Source organism: Tolypothrix tenuis PCC 7101 (genome assembly GCF_963874875.1).
Lineage (GTDB): Bacteria > Cyanobacteriota > Cyanobacteriia > Cyanobacteriales > Nostocaceae > Aulosira > Aulosira tenue.
The window spans coordinates 6,335,487-6,357,057 of record NZ_CAWNJS010000001.1; the positions used below are offsets into that span (position 1 = coordinate 6,335,487).

Consider the following 21,571-nt stretch of genomic DNA (forward strand, 5'->3'; position numbering starts at 1 on the left):
GATTGATGGGTTAATTTGATGATTGAGGAATTAGCGATCGCAGATATTAACTCTCTTGCATCTTGTGGGAGAACTTCAAGATGATGAATTCCGCAGGACGTACTACTGCCATACCAATCTCAATAATCATCCGACCTTCGAGAATATCGAGTGCAGTCATGGTTTCATTGAGTCCTACTTTTACAAAGAAAGCTTGTTCGGGTTTAGCGCCCGCTAGTGCGCCAGCGCGCCATTGCAAGATGAGGAAGTTTTCTATCATGGCGCGCACTTTCACCCAGGTGTTGGCATCGTTAGGCTCAAAGACAAATCCCTCGGTGGCTTTTTTAATCGATTCTTCGGCCATATTAAAGAAGCGGCGTACTGGCACATAACGCCATTCGTTATCATTTCCGGCTAGAGTCCTCGCGCCCCAAATCAAGGTTCCTTTACCAGTAAAGGCACGAATCGCATTGATAGATTTACCAGTCGGATGGACGTTAAGATCCTCTTGTTGCGCGCTGGTAATTTTGATGGTGGGTTTAATGACTGAACTGAGAGCCACATTAGCTGGAGCCTTGAACACACCGCGAGTATTATCAACTGTGGCATATTGACCCGCCACAAGAGGACTAGGAGGAAGTACGAGGGGAATTGCTTCTACAGCAGCTTTGGCTAAGTTAAACAAAATGGCATTGCCTACATTCTTGTCTGTTTGACTCGGTGCCAAATTAGACATCTTTTGATCATTAAAGGGGCCAGGAGTCTGAGTTTTATCAGGCCTTATTTGCTGATGGATGATGCTAACAGACGCAGGGTCATACTCATAATTGAAAATAGTCTCAACATTGGGTGCATACACAGCCCCATACTTGAGGTTATTCAAAGATAAACTCAGTTCGCGAAACTTATTGGCTGCATCGTTGATAGTCTGTTGAGGGTCGGGTAATTGCAGATCCATAATTACAAATCGGTCTTGCAGTAACCCACATTGATTGAGAGCATCACCAAAAACACCGACTCTATTGTCTTGAGCTAAAGTATAGAGGGCTTGTGATTCTGGGAAGACAAACAAAGTCACTTCATCTTCTTTCGCTACTTCTTCAATACCTGCCTGTAAAAACCTATCTAAAATTACACCTTTAGCTGCCTTTACACTGCCTACAGAAACGATATAGCAAGGCCCGCCACCATTTTTAAAGAATGCCTGGAGAGCATAGTACATATTATGCGGCGAAGGTTGGCTGATGCTACCTGTGACTGTGCGATCAGTGGCATTGGGAGGATTTTTGTCATCAACTTGTTCTACAATGGTGACCGTAATCCCGGTTTCTGGCTCGGTCTTACCAAAGTATTGTTCGTATTCCAACAGCGAAGTAATGCGTTTGACTGCGATCGCAGTGTCGGCGGTAGGGTCGGCGACAGGCTCGGCGTATAAATCACGACCATCAATTATAGCTTGTTGAGTATATCCCACAAAAGCGGGAATCGCAGTTGCTACTTCAGCTATAGAGGGGGGTAACTTGGAGATTTCCTCGATGTAAACCCCTGGAGTTTTGTAGGTGCTTGGCATAGTTTTTTACTCTACAAATGGATGTCAGAATAAATGGTGAGACCAGATGGTTGCTTAGTTTCGGGTTTAATTAAAGCTACTCCTGGTGCTGGTAGTGGATTATCTTTACCGTCTGTAAGCAAACTATCAGGTTGCAGGCGTAAACCCAGTGGTCTTTTTGTCGCATAAGTTTTAGCATCTATTAATTCAAAATCAGGTAATTTGTCAGCAGTAAAGCCATGCGGTTTCTCGTAGCGATAGCGCCAGCGAGTTGAGCGATTTTTATAACGAATAACGTAGGTTTTGGGTTGAATTAGGGTTTTGTCTACGTCGGGTTGTAAGAAGTTAAACGCTGTGGGTACGACATTGGAATTGACAGCAATTTCAACTAAGGCAAATGCATCCCTTCCCGCAAAGGGGTCAAAAAGTACAAACTCATCAACTTCTGCACCATTGAGTAACAGCCGATAGCGTCCAGGAATTTGCCCCGCAAAATTTAAGTTAACGGCAAAATCATTACCAGGAGTATGCTGATCTGAAATCGTGACTTCCTTAGCGTAAGTTTCCTGTTGATTTATATCTACCAAAGTGAAGCGAAAGCGATCGCCTGGATTGGCGTTATTAATGCTATATGTGCGCTCAAGCCTCTGACGCGATAGCAAGTCTAGTTGAGAAACATACTGGGTATTGGGTAAGGTTTGCCAATCACTATCATTAGGAATAGCACTGGCAGAGGCTTGGTAGCGCAAGGCTTCCAGGGTTTTACCTGCGTAGCTAACTAATTGTCCTACACTGTATTCACTGTTAGCTGTGTAGGCCGATAAAGGTTGCGTCAGAAATAAAGCTTGTCCTTGATTGCCAGAAACGTTGGAGAAATAGTAAATTTGCTGGCGAGTTGTAGTCAGGGGTAGATTTGTGAAATTGGCAAAATAGCGATCGCGCACTACTAGCCAAAATGTCAGCCTTAATGGTCGATCAATTTTCAGCAGCGTCTTAAATACATTAGGCGACACCTCCACTACCTGAGCAAAGATGCTTCCACCGCAAGGCTGGGGACGAAAAACCCAACGCAGATTGCGAAGCGATCGCAAACACTCTAGAGTCGGAACTACAGCCAACGTACCAGAGATGTCATAATTGCTTGGTAGAGACTCTGGCGGCTCAGGTTGACCTAAATAATAGTCATGCCAGAGTTCTAAATTGAGGAGCCTTTTGTATAGATTCATCGCTACTTCTCCCCTCACTCATTGATAGAGATTCCAGTAATGACTTCACTTTCCGCCTGGCGTTTTTGCGCTTCTACGGCTACTAAACGGGCACGATAGAGAACAAAAGGTACTTGTTTGCCACCTAAAGACCCCCAGAGATGATTAAGTTGCTCAAAGGAGAGGGAATAAAGGTCTGGTACTATCCTGATATCGCGTGAACCAATACCAGTTCCAGGTGTAGCTTTAAACGAGATTTCGGTTTGCGATTGAAAAAACTCCACTACCCGCGACAAGAGTCTGAGGGCTGTATCGTACTTATTATGTAGTGCGGAAAAAAGGATGAACAGGTTGAGGTGAATCGGTGGGTTTTGATAGATTGTGCGATTGTTTTCCAACCGATAGTAAGAAGAATTTTTCAAAGTAGTCTCCTCTTGGAGATTTACTAGACTCATCACTACATGGCCATTCAATTGATTGTTGGGGCCACCGAGTTCTTCAGCCATAGCAATGTTATCTATCAGCACAATCGGCCCGGCTCCAAGTTCTGGCTCCATCTCCAAGATGTAGCGTTGCAAAGCAACCTGTATCAACCTCATTGCATCAAATATCATAAGAAGTTGGTGAATAAATCAGCAGATGCCTGGATGTTTTCATCTACATAAGTACTAGTAACTAGTTAAAGTAGGGCACTTGTATATAAAAATGCCCATAAAATTTTAAGAATATTTTTAAAATATTTATATATCTTTTCCGCAAAACTCTAGAGTGACTGGAGTACTGCTGAGAAGGTTTTCGGGTAATTTTTCCCGAACTGCAAGCTGATTTATAACCTGATTATTAATCATTAAAGACAATATCTTTTTTTCGCCTTTTCTTCTGACGAATGTAATATTTATTTTTATTCTCTGTATTTTTAGTCGCTTAGTTCTGTTATCAAAACCTACAGAACGTAGCAAAATTCAGTTTTTGCGGAAAGTTAAGTTTTATGATCCTGGCTCGTGAGTGCTGAGTAAAAAGACCAGTCTCATTTATATGCTTGGCAATAAAAATTATTTCATCTCCCTCACCTCCCTATACTTCCTCTGCCGACAAAGCAAAGAGATAATTTTGGTAGTCCTAAGTGGAGTTAAGAGCTATGACAGAAAATAATGTTGGTATTACAGGGTTTCACGCTCATGTTTACTTTGATATTGCAACTCGTGAGGCGGCTTCTCGTGTAAGGGAAGGATTAGGCGCTAATTTTGATGTTCAATTGGGACGTTGGCATGAAAAGCCTATCGGCCCACATCCTCAATCAATGTATCAAGTAGCATTCGCTCCAGATCAGTTTGCTAAGGTTGTTCCTTGGTTAATGCTTCATCGTGAAGGGTTAGATATTTTGGTTCACCCTTTAACTGGTGATGATGTCGCAGATCATACAGACCATTCTTTATGGTTAGGAAATAAGTTAGATCTGAACATTCATGTTCTGAAGCAAATTAGTACAAAATTATAATTAAGACTTACGCAAGTGTCATATTTTTTTAGTTTAGGTTTGCCCGGGGTCAAATGTCAAGAGTCCAAAAAACCTCCATTTTTGAACGCCAGTCGCCTCTCCTGTCGGAGACGCTACGCGAACAAGTCGGGAAACCCGCCCACGGCGCTGGCTCCCCTTGACTCTTGACTCTTATGCCAGAGGATCACTGTGCCAGTTGCGTAAGTCCTGATAATTTGTGATTAGTAATTGTAATACCATGCCTTTAATGTTTGTTTACAGATAGTATTACCTTGCTCCCTATATGTAACTTAATTTTAAAGAATTGGTATTACTTAAGCTGCTTCCAACATAAATATTGGATAGGACTTACGCAAGTGTCACATTTTTTTCGTTGAGGCTGTCCAGAGTCAAGAATCAAAAGTCCAAAAAACTTGAATTTTTGACCCTTGACCCTTGACTGTTGACTCTTAAACCAGAAGATTAGTGTACCAGTTGCGTAAGTCCTGTTGGAATTCGATTTAATTTTTTAATATTATAAATGGTGATGTGCGTTAGCTACAGTGTAATGCCTCCTACTCGAATGACACAGATATTAAATTTAATATTTTTAGCTGCTTCTGCATCACAATATTGATATCGATAATTTTTATTTATCCTTTTAACAAGAAAGAATATTTGATTCAATTATTTACCTGGTTTTATCTTGTAAATATAACCAATAAAACATCGAACTGAACAATTTAAAGCTAGAAGTTCATGAGATAAATTACAGGGATAAAGCATGAAAACCTCTCTTCTATGCTGGATTAAAACATCTTCACTTGGATTACAGCCTATATTTTGAAAGCCATAAAAACGCTCTAAATCACATGGGATTATGGGTGTTTGTAAAGCAAAAAAAATATTTAGTTATTGATATATTTTACTTGTAAAAATCTCAATAATTAAGCCAGAATATATTTGCCATGTTCCGAAAATTAGGCTGAGGAAGATGAAGTCTTCGATATGATGAGAAACCGCCAGATATATGACGCTGGCATAGTTTCTTCGTCTACTTACTTATGGCAAATCAGCAAATGTGACATCAGCTTATAGTCATAAATTGGCTATAACTTGAGGATGCTTTTGCAATTGGTTTGCTCATTTTAAAGCCTAGTTTAACTATCCATCCGTATCCATCCGTATCCATCCCGTAACTGTCATGAAGAATATTTCTAGATTATCTAAAGCTGTCTTAGCTCTCAGTTTTGGACTCTGTTTGCTGCCGATTTCCAAAACTTATGCTGCTAATACTGATGTTTCAGCACCTCTGAGTGCTAGAACTACATACAACCAAACCAATGTCTCGACAGCAACCTATTATTTCACTGTCGCTGTACCCGCTTCTGCAACCAAACCCTTACAACAGGTGACACTGACACAGATTCAAGGTGGCGAAAATATTGAGTTTGATGCTCAACAAAGTAGCGCCTTTGTGGGAACCAGCAATCGCGCTGGAGAAAATCTGCCAGTTGCGATCGCCAGTAACCCCAATCAAGATAATACTGTGACAATCCAATTTGCACAGCCTCTACCACCTGGTCAAACCGTCACCATTGCTCTCAAACCATATCGTAATCCTGCTTACGAAGGATTTTACTTGTTTAATGTCAAGGCTGCTCCCGTAGATCAAAGTACAGAAGGTCAATCTCTGGGTGTAGCAAGGTTACAGTTTTACCAAAACGACTTCTAACTGGATAACTACCGTAACTAAGTCTGGTAATTAAATTTGCAATTGTTTCCAAACCACTATTGGGGGCGTACAGATGTGCGTCCCTATTTCATTTTTATGAGTATGAGGAATTACTAATTGGTATAATGCCAATTTGCCATTGATTATCTTTTTTAATGGGTAGAGATGTTAGGAGTAACACCTCTAAAAAATTTTGCATCTCTAATTAGAGATAAATTTATACACGATGCCATTGCAGGCGCTATTCATGGCGTTTTCGTTGGTAGTTATAGAGCAGAGGCAAATCTTGAGATGGCTCAAAGTAGCAAAAATTGTTTTTGGCAATTAGGTTTAGTAAGGGTTGGCGGATTCAGCTTTGGCATTAGCTTGGCGATGACAAATACTGTATTCGCCCAAAGTGCGATCGCTCCTGATAACCTACTAGGCAATGAAAGTTCTCAAGTTATACAAAACTACCAAGGTAATCCTACGGAAGCGATCGCAGGCGGAGCGACTCGTGGTAATAATCTCTTTCACAGTTTTTTAGAATTTAACATTAGCGAAGGGCGTTCAGCAGTTTTTTTAAGTCCTAGCGCTAATCTACAGAATATTTTAGTGCGCGTTACAGGTAATAATCGCTCAGAAATTTTAGGTAGGCTAGCTACTGCTGGTTCTAACGCCAACTTATTTTTAATTAATCCCAATGGCATCTTTTTTGGCGCAAATGCCACCCTCAATGTAGGTGGTTCATTTGTGGCGAGTACAGCCAACAGTATCAACTTTGCCGATGGTAGTGTTTTTAGTGCCACTGCGCCCCAAACAAAACCTTTACTGACAATCAGTACACCCATTGGTTTGCAATTCGATCAACCAGGGAAAGATATCAATCAATTCGGTGCGCTAGAAGTTCCAACAGGTAAAACTTTAGCCTTAGTCGGTGGCAATATTAACCTCAGCGGTAACGGTACCTTAGTAGACACTCGCAGAACACTCCAATCCCTTAGCGGACAAATAGCTGTCGGTGGAATATTAGGAAGTGGAACAGTAGGAATTAACCTGGATAGCAACACCCAAGCTTTAAGCTTTCCTAGTAACGTCACCCCTGCAAATATTTCATTGAATAATCTCGCTGTTGTCTTAGCTGATGGTTTAGGTAGTGGTTATATCCAGTTGCAAGGTAAGCAAATAAAAATTAGCGATGGTTCTATCATCCAAGCAGAAACAACAGGTAGCGAAAATGGTCGAGGTATCTCTGTACAAGCAGAACAGTTAATTCTGCAAGATGGTTCGCAAATCAAAGCTGCTACTACTCCAGGTTCAACAGGCGCAGGTGGAAGTCTAACAATTAAAGCTACCGACTTTGTGCAAGTTAGCGGTACTATTCCCCAAGGAAAACCTTTTAACGGTTTTCCTAGTGGTTTGTTTACTCAAACTTTTGGAGATGGCGTAGCTGGCCCTTTAACTATAGAAACCGGAAAATTAATTGTTGAAGGTGGCGCAAACATTGCAACTAGTGCTAGGCGAGGTAGAGGTAATGGCGGAACCTTGAAAGTAACTGCCGATTTAATTGATGTTAAAGGCGCGTCTTTTTTAGATTTCCCTAGTGGCTTATTTACTCAAACGCTCGATGTAGGAAACGCAGGTTCCTTAATAATTGACACCAAGCAATTAATTACTCGAGGTGGAGGAGTAGTAACATCTGGTACAAACGTCAATAGCCGGGGTAATGGTGGCAATTTGACAGTACGCGCTTCTGAGTTAATAGAACTGAGTGGTACAACGCCAGTTGATAAAGACCCCAGTGGCTTATTTGCGCGTAGCCGAGGTAGTGGTGAGGCGGGTTCATTATTTGTGACTACAGACAGGTTAATTGTACAGGATCGAGCGAGAGCTACTGTAGAAGCTTTAGGTTCCGGTAATGCCGGACAATTAGCAGTTAATGCCCGTGAAGTTCGTTTGGATAGACAAAGCAAAATAGTTGCTGAAACAGTATCTGGTAATGGTGGAGACTTAATTCTACAAGTCCAAAACTTACTGTTGTTACGCAATAATAGTCAAATTTCTACCACAGCAGGGACAACTGGTGGTGGTGGTAATGGTGGCAATATCACAGTTAATACCTCTAATGGCTTTATTGTTGGTGTTCCTGAAGAAAATAGCGATATCACAGCCAATGCCTTTACTGGCTCTGGTGGTAAAGTTCAAATCAACGCTTTTGGCATTTTTGGGATAGAACAGTTAAGCCGGGAGGATTTAGTCAGGTTACTCAACACCAATGACCCAACAAAACTTAACCCCCAACTGCTACTAAGTAACGACATCACAGCTATTTCCCAGACAAACCCCAATTTAAGCGGCATAGTAAATATAGACACACCTGGTATTGACCCCAATAAGGGCTTAGTAAATTTGCCCACCCAACCAGTAAAACTCACACTCGATCAAACTTGTCGAGTCATTGCAGGCAATAATCAAAGCAGCTTTACTGTGACTGGCCGTGGTGGTATCCCTTCCAGCCCCACAGAAACCCTGAATAGTGATGCTGTGCTAGCCGATTGGATTGCTGTTGATAGAGTTGCTGACACCGCTACTGGCGCAACTGTGAGTCAAAATTATCCTAAATCTGCACCCGCAAAAATTGTCGAAGCTACAGGCTGGGCAATTACCCCCAAAGGCGAGGTAATTCTCACAGCTAATACAGCCAATGTTACCCCCTATAGTTCTTGGCAAAAGCAAACTAACTGTATTCATTGAAGTCCTTTCAAGGGTAAGTTTTTTAGAATCTCAAAAATAGTTGATAAAATTATCAATTGTTTAACTTTGCCCAAATAATGTAACTTAAATGCCGATTAGATTACTCAAAACAGAGCCATCTGGACGATTGCAAAGCTTGTAAATCTTGTTCCTCATCGTTGCAATGCGATCGCTGATAATTATGTTCGTACCCTGGCAATTACTCTATTTAAAATTTAACAATATTTGTGGTTGTTTAGCTATTACTTAGTTTTTTTCATTGATGTTCATCATTCAACCTATTTGGGTAACATAAAGCAGTAGAAAGAATGCAGAACAAAAGGGAAGGAAAGTATCTTAGGATAAGTTTATATGTCAAATTTGTATTTTTATGAACAATTAACTACGTTTAACAACTTCAAAGACTTTACTAATTTAGATCTTTATTTAGATGCGCCCGAAGATTGGTATCTTGTAATTACAGATGTAGTTAATTCTACAAAAGCAATAGAAAAAGGAGAATACAAGTATGTAAACATGGCTAGCGCTCTTTCACTCGTTGCAGTAATCAATCTCAATCCACATCAACAATTACCATTTATATTTGGCGGTGATGGGATTACTTTGTTGATACCAAAAATAATAATTTCTGATGTAGAAAGTGTTTTATCTGATACTTGTAAATTAGTGCAAGAGATTTTTAATCTTAAGCTAAGAGTTGGATGTGTGCCACTCAGAAAGATTTATGAATCTGGCTACAGGCTAAAAATAGGAAAATATCAAATTTCACCTAAATATTTACAGATGATAGCTATTGGTAACGGTATTGATTATGCAGAATATCTAGTCAAAAATCATCAAGAAAGTGCTAATTATTTGATTCCCGATAATTATCAAATCCATAAAAAAGCTGATTACTCTGGATTTGCTTGTCCTTTCGAGGATTTTTTCAGCCACAAAGACGAAATTTTATCGCTAATTATTAAAGCTAAAGGTGATGATTTTCAAAGCCAAAGACATATTTATCAAGAAATACTATCTAAGATGGAATATATTTTTGGATCACTTGAAGAATGCCATCCACTATCTGCATCTAAATCGAAATTTAGATTAGCCGATATCCGGACAGATAGAGGCCAAGTTTTAATGAGATTAAATTTAGCAACCAAAAATAGTTTTAATATTCAGATAGCAAAATTAATTTTTAAAATAAAAATTATTATCGAACAAATACATAATAAAATATTACTTATTTTTTTTAAAGGTAAGAAAAACTTAATTAAATCTTCCGAGTATAAAAAGTTTGATGGTTCGCTAAAAATGACAATATCTTGCCATACAGAAAAAAGAGAAATATTTCAAATATATCTCCAGAAATTACAACAAGAAGGTAAAATATATTTTGGATTACATATCTCTAACCGCGCTCTAGTTACTTGCTTGATAGGTAATCAAGAAGTACATTTAGTTGATGCTGCTGATGGTGGATATACTCTAGCAGCAAAACAAATAAAACAGCAAATGTTAGAAAATTAGTGGTATTGCTTGCGATTTCAAACTCTCTCCTTCGGTGGGGTGGCGATACCGCGCTTGAGTAAATCAGCCTCCAGTCCAGTGATGAATTGCAAATCTTCTTTTGGTAGAGAATGGCTGACAGATGGATTCTTCTCTAAAAAGGCGAAGGCTTGCCTAAATTGATGCGGAGTGGTTTTAATTGGGGAGTCAAAATGACAGCTAATAATTTGGTGAAAATCCCAACTAGCAACTTTGTCTGCCCAGTCGAGGACTTGTTTTGGCCCTTGGGGAAGAATCAGGGTTTGCAGAATTGGAGCGACAAATGGCCGGCCATTACCTCGCAATGCGGTAAATGACTGCTGCCAATTTTCTTGCCAACGGAAGGGAAATAAACCAAAATAAGCCTTTTTTGACCTTTCTGCTGCTGTAAAACTATCACGCAACATATCGCCCATTTCCGCTATTTCTAGCGCGCTGGGGCGGAAGTATATGGCAAATAATGAAATGCGTTGCCATCCCTTGCGGCGATTAGCTGGAGTATCTACGATCGCTTCTTGTCCGTTGTCTCTAGCATGAAATAATAAGGGATAGGGATTGATTTGCGCGATCGCAGGTGGTTCTTCTGGTATAGAGAGTATGGTATCAGTCAGCAATAGAGTATGCGATCGCTTGTGAAATACTGCAACTTCTCCAAACGATCCCCGCCCTAAATTAATATCTAATACCGCATAGTCAAATTCATCAGCAAAGGGTACTTGGCTCTTGTCTTCAGGGATTTCTTGGGTGCGACTTTGGGGAAAACCTAGCCAACTCAAAGGCAAGTTTAAGGGAAAACTCCATTGGTGCGGTGCCACAAACACTTGCGCTTTGGGAAAGCGTCGGGCAAAGGGGCCAACAAAAACCTTATGTTCTAAACCAGAACTTGTAGGCAGAATAATGTATTTAACATCACCATACTTTGATACTAACTCGTTAATTAAACGGATACATTCAGTTGTGGGTGCAACTGGTGCATAAACCAATAGACCGCCTGCTTTCAGTTTCACCACAGTCATCCGAATCGGCACGATAGTGTAGAGAATGCCGTGTAATTGGTCAAATGTCCAGATAGTATCTTTAACTACTTCAGTGCAAACCGTCCGCCGTTTGCTGTAGGGGTAAAGAGGTACAGTCAACCAAAACGGCCATGACCAATCACGCGGATGCATTGTTTCTGCTTGCGACCCCTGTGCATTCATAGTTCGTTTACCCCTTTCATGCTCCTTACCAATTTCTAGCATTAGAAGGAGCTAGTGGAACGAAGAAATTGGGAAGGGGGAATGGGTAATGGGTAATGAGTAATGAGTAATGATATTTCTCTCCTGCTCCCTCATCTTCCTCATCTTCCTTATCTCCCTCATCTCCCCCTGCTACACAGCGATAGAATATTTTTTTATTTAGAAGTCCTTTGAGGAACATCAACTAGTACAGAAATCAGCAATGCACTAAAGCCAGCTAAACTGCAAATAAAGTTTGTAGCGTGGGCATATTCCCATTGATTTCTTAGCTGTTGCCAATTGGTTGGTAGTGAGGTTGCATTAGCCTGTTCAATTACAACATTCACAGGCTCAATCCGGAGGAAATAGATTAAAGGAAAAGCGATCGCTAAACATAGCGTACCTGCCAATGTCCACCAAAAAGCAACGCGGTGTTTTCGTACCAGAATTGTAAGTGCGATCACACACAGCACTGCACCCACAGTAATGAAGGCCCCTGGCCCTGGCGCACCAAAATAACCGTACAGACTATTCTGAATCGTCACATATAGCGCTCCATCGTACTGCATTTTGGGAGGCAGTTCTAAAGCATGGGCAAACTCTAAACCCATAAATAGCGCGACGATAATGAGTGTAATTAAACGCCAAATTTTAAGAAACATTGTTACCTCTTAAAGCCAATACAAGCAATGCTGGTGAAGCGAGCCAGACCAAGGGTAAAAGGTACAAATTGCAGCTGAGTTAGCCCGACTTCATGTATAAGTTTTGATAGTTCTTCCTGGTTGAAACATCGATTTCCCCAATACGACTGAATTAACCAACCTAATAGTCCAGACTGAGTCACTACCAAAATCAATGGTGCGCCGGGACGCAGGACTCTGACTATTTCTCGTAATCCTTGTTCTGGATTTGGCAAGTGTTCTAAAGTGTGGGCACAAATAACAGCATCAAAAGTATGATCTGCAAATGGCAGAGCATTTAAATCACTCTGACAAATTCGATGAGCAACATTTACCTGAGATAATTTTTGATGTGCTTTATTCAGCATCTCGGATGAAATATCTACTCCGGTGATATGGGCATTGGGGTTAATGATTTGAGCAAATGCCAGACTGAAAGCTGCTGTACCAATACCGCAATCACAAATGCTGACTTTATCTTGATTTTGAGGCAGGATATTGGAGTTTTTGAGCGATCGCCATAATTCTCTATAAGCATGGCTATAACCCAAAAGCTGAAGATGTTGATGCCACCAAGAAGCAGCTTGATTATAGGTTTGAGACAGTTGTGCGTTACTGGGATAAACGCGTTGAACTGAAATTTGCCACCATCCAATCGTCCATTCCATCGTGACACTCCTTGATGCATGACTGTACTTTCACAGTCGCTCAGAAGTGCAAATTCACCCCTCACCGAATGGATAGTTGAAAGGATAGTTTTTGATAATTCGTAATTCTTAGTTCGTAATTCGTAATTCGTAATTACTGATTCAGGAGTTGTTGAATATCTGGAGGAACAGACATTTTTTCTGAGTCCTTAACATTGGCTTTACCACCTCTGAGGTATCTGTTTTTGCCATACAAAAGTGTTAAAGGAAATGCCGAAACTGTTGATATTAATTGTCCAATAATCTCCTGAGAATCTCTCTGTCTCCAGGCAAGTTTCAGCATATTCCAATGGGCAATCGTATGAGCGATCGCATCTTGTTGCCCAAGAATGTGAGCGCGTTGTAGGGCTATCCATGCGGTTTCAAAGTCTTGCTCTGCAATGGCTATTTTTGCTCTATCAAGTTCTGCTTGGAAATGTTCATATACAATTGCTTTCATTTGATTATCCTCCAACTAAGAGCTTGTCAGTTTTTCTAAGGTGGAATAATAAGAAGCATCACCTGTCTTAAAAAGTCCATACCAGGCTTCGAGAATTGGCTCATCGTAAAGCTCAAGCTTTTTAAATATGTGATAAGCAAACTCCAGGGGGGCGGTTGAGTTGGCAGTAATCACATTACCAGCCGTCACCACTGGTTGATTTTGATAAAAGGCTGCTCCCTGATAGTTTGTTGATTGCAAATACTCTGCGGCGTTACTGGTGTGTGGTTTATCATCCAAAATGCCAGCACGCGCTAACCCTGCAGTTGCGCCACAAATCGCCGCAATCGGGATACCTGCTGCCAAAAACTCTTTTGCTGGCTCCAGAATTTCGGTATTCTCGCCTGCATCCCATGCCTCACCTCCTGGCAGAATCAGCATGGCGCTTGAGTTCAATTCCTCAAGGGTGATATCGGGGAGAATTGTCACACCGCCAATCGTTGTGACAGGTTCAGCATTTATGCCAACGGTTTGAATGCGATAGCGTCCAGGATGTTTTTGAGATGACGGGTTGTTGATTCCTGCAACGGTAAAACCAGTTTCCCAATCAGCAAGGGTATTAAAAACGAATAGATGAACGATTTGCTTGTCCATAAACTGCATAGGGGGAATTAAGTTGTGTGATTCCCCAACCTCCCCAGATCCCTCAGCTTAACAAGCGTGTTGTAATTATTTCACTAGCCAAAAGGATAGGTCTTAAGGCGATACACTTGGGTTGCGATTGATTTGTCACTTATTAAAAAAGCCAGAAGAATTGGGGGAGAATCCCCCAAACCCCCGATTGGGTGACGGTTGCGTCCCCCAAACCCCCTCCAAAATTATTGTTCCGTTTTTTTGTTGAGTCACTAGTTTTTTGGTTTTGTTATCAATTAATTTTCCTAGGGACTTCTAACTGAATAAATATTCCATCACTAAGTCAAGCTGGGGGATTGGGGAGATGAGGTAAGAAAATCCCCATTACCAATTACCAATTACCAATTACCCATTACCCAGTTTGAGTTATTAAGATAAAACCCCCAATTCTCTAGCTTTTGCTACCGCTTGAGTGCGATTACTCACTTCCAACTTGCCGTAGATATTGCGGGCGTGCCATTTTACAGCTGCGAGACTAACAAATAATTGATCTGCGATCGCCTGATTTGACATCCCAGTTGCAAGATAATGCAAAACTTCCAATTCTCGCTCAGTTAATGGCTCAATCAACGCTGAAATGGCAGCTGATTTTTTCTGCTCAACAGAACCAAATACAGCTAGCAAGCGATTCACTTCATGAGAATGAATATTCTGGGAAACAGCCCGTTGTAATAACTCTTTCATTGGGTTTCCTTCATCCAAAAACAAACGAATGTAATTGCCTTGGCGAGGAATATTCAGGGCTTGAGTTAACAAATTCAGGGATTGCGCTTTATCTCCTTGCGCTTGGAAAACTAACGCCTGTAATAGCAACGTTTCCATGACGCGGATAGTTCTTCCACCTGTTTGAGCAAATTTAGATAATCGCTTGAGCAAGTGTAAGGCATCTTGTAAATGAGATGGCGATGAGTGCTGTTTACCGTAAGCTAGCAGTACTCTGGCATATGTTAAATAATCAAGTTCGGAACATCTGGGATACTGTTCTGTTGCACTGTAGTGTAGTTCACTCTCGACACTCAAATTACTTTTCTCCGCCCAAGCGATCGCACTATCTAAATTTCCTTCTGCTAAGTACAATCTCGCTTTACAGGCTCCAACAGAAAGCATAGTAGGCCAAAGCCAGGGTTGACAGCGTTCCGCAGCATGAATTGTTGTCCAGGCTGCTTGAAAGTCGCCTTGAGATAGGCGCACTCGTGCCAATGTAATGTAGCCCATCATCAAGCCTGGCTGCTGATTCTGAATGGCGCGCTCAATGCTTTGGGTGAGATGTTGTGCGGCTACTTCTAATTGATTTTGTTCTCTGAATAAATCGGCTAATGCTACCTCTACCAATACTCCCGCATAGGTGGCTAACCAACGCCGTTCTGTGGCTAATTCCAAGCCTTGCTGACACAGGGAAGTTGCTGAATCTAGTTGTCCTCGCAAGGCGAGAAACTGCGCTTGTAAATAAAGCCCTGCGATCGCTGGATCTGCAGTACCTCTGACTTTGCCAATGGCGCTAATTTCTGGGAGTAATTGCTTTGCAGACTCATAATTATCAGCCACAAAATATGTGACACCGAGATTGAGCAAGATGAGCGATCGCAACCAAGAATTATCTGACGGCAATAATTCCAAGGCTTTTTCCATAAATGCGACTGATTCCGCCGTATTTCCTTGCTGACGGGCTTGCATTCCTTTGAGCGCCACAACTAAACCCCAAAGGCGATCGCTGTTTTCTGTGGCATCAATACCTTGATTGAGCAATCGTTCCAGGGTTTGAATAACTGCGATCGCATCTACAAATTGAGAAGATGTAAATGCTGCCCAGGCTTGCGCTACAAGTAACCAAGGACGGCTATTAGTCAGTTCATTAGGCAATTTTTGCAGAATAATTCGCAGGAAGATTGCATCAATCCGCGGGTTTTCTTTGGTTTGAATTTCTTGCTCAATTAAAGCGGCTGCATACTCAAACGCCTTTGCTGAGATAGCCTGTTGAATAGCATCAGCAATATATCCCTGCTGTGCGTACCATTGGGCAGCACGATCATGATATTTCCCGACACAGTCCGGTTCGATGCGGTGTAAAATGTGACGCAGTGATTCTGCAAATAAATGGTGATAGCGGTACCAAGTACGATTACCATCGAGGGCAATTACAAATAAATTTTGACGCTCTAATTCCTCTAAAGTCTCAATTCCATTTACTGCTTCTTCCCCCAAAACGGCTTCACAGAGCGAACCACACATCTGCTCTAAAATAGAGGTTCGCAAGAGGAACAATTGCAGAGGCGGCGATTGTCTTTGTAAAACTTCTTCTACCAGATAATCTAGGATATAGCGTTTATCTCCTCCAAAAGATTTAATAAACACATCTATATCAGGATTATCACGTAATGAAAGCATAGCTAGCTGTAACCCCGCAATCCAGCCTTCGGTTTGTGTTTGCAAGGTTGCTATTTGTGACTCTGTTAATGGTAATGGCATAAACTGATGCAAAAATGTTGCGGCTTCTGCATCAGTGAAGCGTAAATCCTCTGCCCGTAATTCTTTTAATTGACTGCGGACACGCCATCTAGCTAAAGGTAGCGGTGGATCAACACGAGTTGCGATCGCTAAATGGATCTGTGTTGGTAAATGCTCCAGAAAAAAAGTTACTGTCTGATGAATTGCGGCATTAGTAATCAGATGATAATCATCTAAAACGAGAATTAATTCAGTTTTTAGTTCGGCTAATTCATTAATTAAAGGTGTTAACAAAGCTTCAAATGTCACAGATTCGCTAGCTTGCAACATCGCCAGCGTAGCCTCGCCAATCTCGGGAATATTCTGCTGTAAAGCTGCGACAATATATTTCCAAAAGCGCCTGGGATCATTATCCTGCTCATCTAAAGAAAGCCAACTTACAGGAACTTGAGTTTGATGCGCCCATTCACTCAACACAGTTGACTTCCCAAAGCCAGCCGCCGCCGAAATTAGTATGAGTCTGCTAGTTAACCCCTGATTTAATTTATCCCACAGGCGATCGCGCTGCACCAAAGGCGATCGCAGCGAGGGAATATGTAACTTAGTCACCAGCAGAGGACTAGCCATATGGAATTGGGGACTTCCACTTAAAACTATCACTGTGTAGGCAGGGGGGCAGGGAGCAGGGAGCAGGGGAGAGAAATAGTGGTGTTGAATCTAGATATTGGAATGATTTATTTTTGGGAGTTCCCTTGATTTCTGCGAACCTTTCTTTAGCTTAGACAAAAATTTCTCAATTACTGATTACCTATAGGATGAGTACAACACAAGGGAAATAAAGCTACCATTCAAGATAGACGAAAAGCCTTTGAGTTTCCCCAGCAGTAGTAGTTAGTTATCTAGGTAGAGTAATGCGCGTTGCAGTGATATTGGGTATAGCGATCGCAATGGTAGCTGGTATTCAAGGCTATACCTTAAAGCCCAGTCCAGCAGTTCAGTTGCAAGATGGTACAGTGTATTTTGTTCAACCACCGCGCTTAGTGGAAGCAGTTACTACCTATAAAGAAGTTTATGTTTGGGGTGCAACATATTACTTTACTCTCAACCTACCAGAAAATGCTGGAGAACCACTGCAACGAGTCACAATTAACCAGCGTGAGGGAGTAGACTACGTTCGCTTTGACCTTAAAAATACTTCTGCCTTTGAAGGAACGAGTTCCCATGAAGGACAAAAACTAGGATTAAAAGATGCCACTAGTGATGGCAAAACTCAAACAACAACTCTAGTATTTGATCCCCCAGTACCCCCAGGTAGAAGCATTACAATTGCCCTCAAACCCCGCCAAAATCCCTCAGTTTCAGGCGTTTATCTATTTGGCGTGACAGCCTTCCCCCCAGGCGAGAAATCCCACGGACAATTTCTCGGTTTTGGACGATTAACCTTCTACAGCCACAGTTTTAACTCAATTTTCTCCCCTTTCGGCTGGTGAGTGTGGAAGAAAGCAGGGGAGCAGGGAGCAGGGAGAAAGATTTTCCAGTACTCGGCAATTGGGTTGAAAGCAGCTAAATGTATTAGAGTTCTTGCACTAATACAAAACTTACCCTCATCCAAGAGCCCCTTCTCCCAATTTCGGGAGAAGGGGAGCCGATATCAAAATCCCTCTCCCATGCTTGGGAGAGGGATTTAGGGTGAGGGAAAAGATTCATGCAAGAGGTCTATTGATGCTCAAAGCCATAATCGTCCTGATTAGGTCGCCTTTATGCAATTCTCTCCCTTGCTCCCTGCCCCCTGCCCCTTTTCCTCTTCTTTGACTCTTCCTTATTTCTCCTTAAAAGTCCAAACACCCTCATCCCAATCTGCATCTGATGGGGGTGATTGTATCCAGTGCTGACAGCGGTGCAGATGTAATAAAGCCGCTTTGTCATGGCTATCAATCGCTAAAACTTGATTGAATTTAGCTTGTGCTAGGTCAAACTGGCGATTTAAATAATATTCACGCCCTTTGTGATATAGCTCAATTATTTCTAATTTTTCACTCTTAATGGGATCGGTACGCAAACTTAGCAGTTCATAAATAGCAACTGGTTCATTTCTGCCTTTAACACGAATATAATCTAGTTCTCTAGCCCAAATATTTTCACGACAGGGATTATAAGTATTATCGCTAATAATAATGTCGCAACCGTACTGTTTGCTGACGCTTTCTAAGCGGGAGCCAAGGTTAACACCATCACCAATGGCTGTAAATTCCATTCTTTTACTAGAGCCAATGTTGCCACTAATTACGGTATCAGAATTAATGCCAATCCCAATGTTAATTCTCGGTTTATTAGCTAAGTAGCGGCGGTGATTAAATTCTTGCAAACGATGACGCATTTCTAAAGATGTTTGTACCGCCATCCAAGCGTGTTCTTGTAATGGTAAAGGCGAACCAAACACAGCCATAATTGCATCACCAATATATTTATCTAGCGTGCCTTTATGTTTAAAAACAGCCTCTACCATTGATTCAAAATATTCATTGAGCATACTCACAACTTCTTCGGCTTCGAGATTTTCCGTTAAAGTTGTATAGCCGCGAATATCAGAAAATAGAATCGAAACTTCTTTGCGATCGCCTCCTAATTTAGCATCATCTAATTTTAGTAATTCTTCCGCTAATTCCTGGGTCATATAGCGGTACATTGTACTTTTCAGGCGCTTTTCATCACTAATATCTTCCATTACTACTAGCGCGCCACGTACTTGTTTATTGTCGCTAGCATCGGCAATTGTGTTAATTGATAAATTAATACTATGCTGCTCTGTACCTGTAGTTAAAAGAGTGCGATCGGGATAATATTGTTGTCGGTGTTTGTAGTTAGCTCCATTTAAAGCATTCTCACACCATTTACTAAAGTTACCTTCTTTAATATTGATGACATTTTGAATCGAAAGACCTTCTAAACGGTCTTTTTCTTGTAAATCTAGTAAGCGTTTAGCGCTTTCATTCGCTGCAATAATTAAACCTGCTTTATCTGTAGAAATTACCCCATTAGAAAGACTCCGCAAAATATCTCGCTGCATTTGTTCTTGCTGCTTCACTGTGGCGAATAATTGAGCATTTTGCAGCGCTACACCTGCTTGAATATTAAAAGCTTCCATGAATTCTTCATCGTTATGATCGAAGCTAGCTTGGAAGCATTCAGGAGCTTTGGGCCAATGTTCGTGATTATAAGCTGGGAAATCCCCTGATTTTCTTTTATTGACTAATTGCGTCACACCAATCAATTGTTGATCGGCATTAAATACAGGCATACATAATAAACTACAAGTTCGGTAACCATTTTGTTGGTCAAGTTGTTTAGCTGTATCGGAATCTGGGTGATCGTACAAATCAAAAGGAATATTCAGCTTTTTACCAGATGCAGCGACTATACCAGCAAAGCCTTTACCGACTGGAACGCGTAATTCTTTTGTTGTACCATTATCTTGAGTAATTTTTGTCCATAATTCCTCGCGATCGTGGTCTATTAGCCATAATGTACTGCGATCCGCATTCATTAATTCCTTGGCTTCATCCATTACCCTTTTGAGGGTATCTTCTAAGTCAAGATTACTTTGCGAAAGCGACTTGATTGCTTTCATTAATGCGGCTGCGGCTCGTTGTTTTTGCGTAGCGACATAAAACGAGCGTGATGATTCTAAAATTAGCCGAATTGAAGGCGCAAATTCTTGGAATAATTCTTCATCAGCATAAGTAAATCCTTTAGTATCAACTCGTTCTGCAATGGGAGCGTTAGGATTATGCGGACATTTTAATTTATTCAGTAATTGTACTACTGCAACTAATTCGCCTTGCTCATTTAACAACGGCAAAGCCAACATTGTATAGGTACGGTAGCCAGTAATTTGTTCTTGCTTTTGAGCAAATACTGAGCGAGGATCGTCATAAAAATCATAGGGAATATTGACAACTTTTTTGAAAGTAGCAACTTCCCCAGCAATTCCTTTATCTGCGGGAATGCGAATTTCTAAAGAGCGATCGCCTTCTCCTTCTGCTAATATTGACCAGAGTTCTTGCTTCTCTTCATCTAATAAAAATATAGTTGTTCTATCTGCTCCTAATAATTCTCCAGTTTTTAAAGTAATCGAATGCAACATTTCTTCGAGGATTGTGTCAAACCCATGAGAATCTAACCTCGTGAGAGTTTGATGCACAATCTGCAATTTCTGTTCGACATCTTTAACAACTTGTTTAAAAGTTTCCTGGGTTAAGGGAGCCAAAAAACTAGAAATAGTTCCCTGTCTTTTAGCAAGTACACCTACAGGAGCAGTATTTTCTTGTACATAGCCATTTTCTGAATGGCGCACACCAATAATTAAATCGGTAGTCTCATCAAAACTATGTTGATGCGATGACATAACTAGCTTTTTATAGATGATGAATATATTTTAAGAATGTTATTTAATTGCTGCCATCAGCAACAATCGCTTGACATTATCCACAGTTTAATCTTTTGTTAAGCTAGCGTCATCCTGTGGAAATCTGGGGAAGATTAATAATCTCAAATTCACATTCTACTTATGTAAATAATCAAGAAACTAAGGAAATAGGCTAGAAAGGAAAGCGGCTTTTCTATCATCTATTGCTTGCGCTTAAAAGCGCTACTAAGAGGCTGATATGTGACACCATTTTCCCTCAAACTAGGAGCGATCCTGCTCATAACGCAAAAATCAAGTTTTAAGCGCAAGTTCAGCAGTATCCATCTTTTCAAACTTGCAACAGAGCCAGTAATACAACATAAAAATCAAGTTACTCCCACGCTTTGACTCCTTGTACGATCCATCTACCGATTTTCTTGAACACCTGGTTTCTCCACAATTAAACGACAATCAAGGAATACCCTAATTCAGGCTAACTGTAAAGAGCGGGCTTTGACATATCTGGTAAATTTCTCCCAAAAGATTAGAAATTTAGAGGAATTTTGTAGACATTCGGCAGTAAACTCTATATTACATAGATATCCGACTCTGAGAATGAGATTAGTATACTGTCTCAGAATGGAACACCAAGGGTAATTTAAGTAGCCACAGAAAGTCCAACCGGAAGATGCATGAGACTGCGATCGCAGATATTACCTCCTCCCTTCAGCCATTGGCTATGTGACTGACAATATCTGTGGGAGTGGCGTATCCTATAGTTCCCATATATTTTGC

General features: G+C 41.0%; 15 protein-coding genes. 5 read left to right on the forward strand and 10 right to left on the reverse strand.

What is annotated here, in order from left to right:
• Window positions 1–46 precede the first annotated feature (46 nt).
• Genes AACU25_RS25065 through AACU25_RS25075 form a run of 3 tightly spaced genes read right to left on the reverse strand, consistent with a single transcriptional unit; the run spans window position 47 to window position 3,332 of the window.
• Window positions 47–1,549, reverse strand: a complete 1,503-nt coding sequence (locus AACU25_RS25065; protein WP_096580301.1) for a phage tail sheath family protein — start codon at window positions 1,547–1,549, stop codon at window positions 47–49.
• An 11-nt stretch (window positions 1,550–1,560) separates the two neighbouring features.
• Window positions 1,561–2,754: a hypothetical protein gene (locus AACU25_RS25070; RefSeq protein WP_096580303.1), complete on the reverse strand. Its 1,194-nt coding sequence runs from the start codon at window positions 2,752–2,754 to the stop codon at window positions 1,561–1,563.
• 14 nt (window positions 2,755–2,768) lie between these two features.
• Complete coding sequence (locus tag AACU25_RS25075) at window positions 2,769–3,332, reverse strand: Pvc16 family protein (protein WP_321206645.1); 564 nt, start codon at window positions 3,330–3,332, stop codon at window positions 2,769–2,771.
• A gap of 539 nt (window positions 3,333–3,871) precedes the next feature.
• On the opposite strand from AACU25_RS25075, the gene AACU25_RS25080 reads away from it, so the two are divergent.
• From AACU25_RS25080 to AACU25_RS25095, 4 genes are all read left to right on the forward strand, one after another.
• Entirely contained in the window at window positions 3,872–4,231 is a 360-nt protein-coding gene (locus AACU25_RS25080; RefSeq protein WP_096580309.1) for a DOPA 4,5-dioxygenase family protein, read from the forward strand.
• 1,183 nt (window positions 4,232–5,414) lie between these two features.
• The gene (locus AACU25_RS25085; protein WP_096580311.1) at window positions 5,415–5,945 is read left to right on the forward strand and encodes a DUF2808 domain-containing protein; all 531 of its coding nucleotides are present in this window, start codon (window positions 5,415–5,417) and stop codon (window positions 5,943–5,945) included.
• Window positions 5,946–6,110: 165 nt separating this feature from the next.
• A complete protein-coding gene (locus AACU25_RS25090) occupies window positions 6,111–8,678 on the forward strand; it encodes a two-partner secretion domain-containing protein (protein WP_321206646.1) in 2,568 nt (855 codons plus the stop codon).
• A gap of 351 nt (window positions 8,679–9,029) precedes the next feature.
• Entirely contained in the window at window positions 9,030–10,193 is a 1,164-nt protein-coding gene (locus AACU25_RS25095; protein WP_096580313.1) for a DUF3095 family protein, read from the forward strand.
• Window positions 10,194–10,210: 17 nt separating this feature from the next.
• Here the strand turns inward: AACU25_RS25095 and AACU25_RS25100 are convergent, their stop codons facing one another.
• From AACU25_RS25100 to AACU25_RS25125, 6 genes are all read right to left on the reverse strand, one after another.
• On the reverse strand, window positions 10,211–11,410 hold the full coding sequence (locus tag AACU25_RS25100; protein ID WP_190445711.1) for a DUF4336 domain-containing protein: 1,200 nt from the start codon (window positions 11,408–11,410) through the stop codon (window positions 10,211–10,213).
• A gap of 194 nt (window positions 11,411–11,604) precedes the next feature.
• Window positions 11,605–12,090, reverse strand: a complete 486-nt coding sequence (locus tag AACU25_RS25105; RefSeq protein ID WP_096580319.1) for a DUF1772 domain-containing protein — start codon at window positions 12,088–12,090, stop codon at window positions 11,605–11,607.
• A 2-nt stretch (window positions 12,091–12,092) separates the two neighbouring features.
• On the reverse strand, window positions 12,093–12,776 hold the full coding sequence (locus tag AACU25_RS25110; RefSeq protein WP_096580321.1) for a class I SAM-dependent methyltransferase: 684 nt from the start codon (window positions 12,774–12,776) through the stop codon (window positions 12,093–12,095).
• Between the two features lie 133 nt (window positions 12,777–12,909).
• Window positions 12,910–13,254 carry a DUF3703 domain-containing protein gene (locus AACU25_RS25115; protein WP_096580323.1) on the reverse strand — a complete coding sequence of 115 codons (345 nt, stop codon included), beginning with the start codon at window positions 13,252–13,254 and terminating at the stop codon, window positions 12,910–12,912.
• Between the two features lie 15 nt (window positions 13,255–13,269).
• Window positions 13,270–13,887 (reverse strand): type 1 glutamine amidotransferase family protein, encoded by a 618-nt coding sequence (locus tag AACU25_RS25120; protein ID WP_096584019.1) that lies wholly within the window; start codon window positions 13,885–13,887, stop codon window positions 13,270–13,272.
• 408 nt (window positions 13,888–14,295) lie between these two features.
• Complete coding sequence (locus AACU25_RS25125; protein WP_190445712.1) at window positions 14,296–16,998, reverse strand: winged helix-turn-helix domain-containing protein; 2,703 nt, start codon at window positions 16,996–16,998, stop codon at window positions 14,296–14,298.
• Window positions 16,999–17,282: 284 nt separating this feature from the next.
• Between AACU25_RS25125 and AACU25_RS25130 the strand changes: the two genes are divergently transcribed.
• A complete protein-coding gene (locus AACU25_RS25130; RefSeq protein ID WP_096580325.1) occupies window positions 17,283–17,861 on the forward strand; it encodes a DUF2808 domain-containing protein in 579 nt (192 codons plus the stop codon).
• Window positions 17,862–18,190: 329 nt separating this feature from the next.
• On the opposite strand, the gene AACU25_RS25135 is transcribed toward AACU25_RS25130, so the two are convergent.
• Window positions 18,191–20,776, reverse strand: coding sequence for an adenylate/guanylate cyclase domain-containing protein (locus AACU25_RS25135; RefSeq protein ID WP_096580329.1), 2,586 nt, complete (start codon window positions 20,774–20,776; stop codon window positions 18,191–18,193).
• Between the last annotated feature and the right edge of the window lie 795 nt (window positions 20,777–21,571).

What these genes read in the sequence shown, in the direction of transcription:
- AACU25_RS25065 (WP_096580301.1), bottom strand. Translation starts at nt 1,549, where the DNA reads ATGCCAAGCACCTACAAAACTCCAGGGGTTTACATCGAGGAAATCTCC.
- AACU25_RS25070 (WP_096580303.1), bottom strand. Translation starts at nt 2,754, where the DNA reads ATGAATCTATACAAAAGGCTCCTCAATTTAGAACTCTGGCATGACTAT.
- AACU25_RS25075 (WP_321206645.1), bottom strand. Translation starts at nt 3,332, where the DNA reads ATGAGGTTGATACAGGTTGCTTTGCAACGCTACATCTTGGAGATGGAG.
- AACU25_RS25080 (WP_096580309.1), top strand. Translation starts at nt 3,872, where the DNA reads ATGACAGAAAATAATGTTGGTATTACAGGGTTTCACGCTCATGTTTAC.
- AACU25_RS25085 (WP_096580311.1), top strand. Translation starts at nt 5,415, where the DNA reads ATGAAGAATATTTCTAGATTATCTAAAGCTGTCTTAGCTCTCAGTTTT.
- AACU25_RS25090 (WP_321206646.1), top strand. Translation starts at nt 6,111, where the DNA reads ATGTTAGGAGTAACACCTCTAAAAAATTTTGCATCTCTAATTAGAGAT.
- AACU25_RS25095 (WP_096580313.1), top strand. Translation starts at nt 9,030, where the DNA reads ATGTCAAATTTGTATTTTTATGAACAATTAACTACGTTTAACAACTTC.
- AACU25_RS25100 (WP_190445711.1), bottom strand. Translation starts at nt 11,410, where the DNA reads ATGAATGCACAGGGGTCGCAAGCAGAAACAATGCATCCGCGTGATTGG.
- AACU25_RS25105 (WP_096580319.1), bottom strand. Translation starts at nt 12,090, where the DNA reads ATGTTTCTTAAAATTTGGCGTTTAATTACACTCATTATCGTCGCGCTA.
- AACU25_RS25110 (WP_096580321.1), bottom strand. Translation starts at nt 12,776, where the DNA reads ATGGAATGGACGATTGGATGGTGGCAAATTTCAGTTCAACGCGTTTAT.
- AACU25_RS25115 (WP_096580323.1), bottom strand. Translation starts at nt 13,254, where the DNA reads ATGAAAGCAATTGTATATGAACATTTCCAAGCAGAACTTGATAGAGCA.
- AACU25_RS25120 (WP_096584019.1), bottom strand. Translation starts at nt 13,887, where the DNA reads ATGGACAAGCAAATCGTTCATCTATTCGTTTTTAATACCCTTGCTGAT.
- AACU25_RS25125 (WP_190445712.1), bottom strand. Translation starts at nt 16,998, where the DNA reads ATGGCTAGTCCTCTGCTGGTGACTAAGTTACATATTCCCTCGCTGCGA.
- AACU25_RS25130 (WP_096580325.1), top strand. Translation starts at nt 17,283, where the DNA reads ATGCGCGTTGCAGTGATATTGGGTATAGCGATCGCAATGGTAGCTGGT.
- AACU25_RS25135 (WP_096580329.1), bottom strand. Translation starts at nt 20,776, where the DNA reads ATGTCATCGCATCAACATAGTTTTGATGAGACTACCGATTTAATTATT.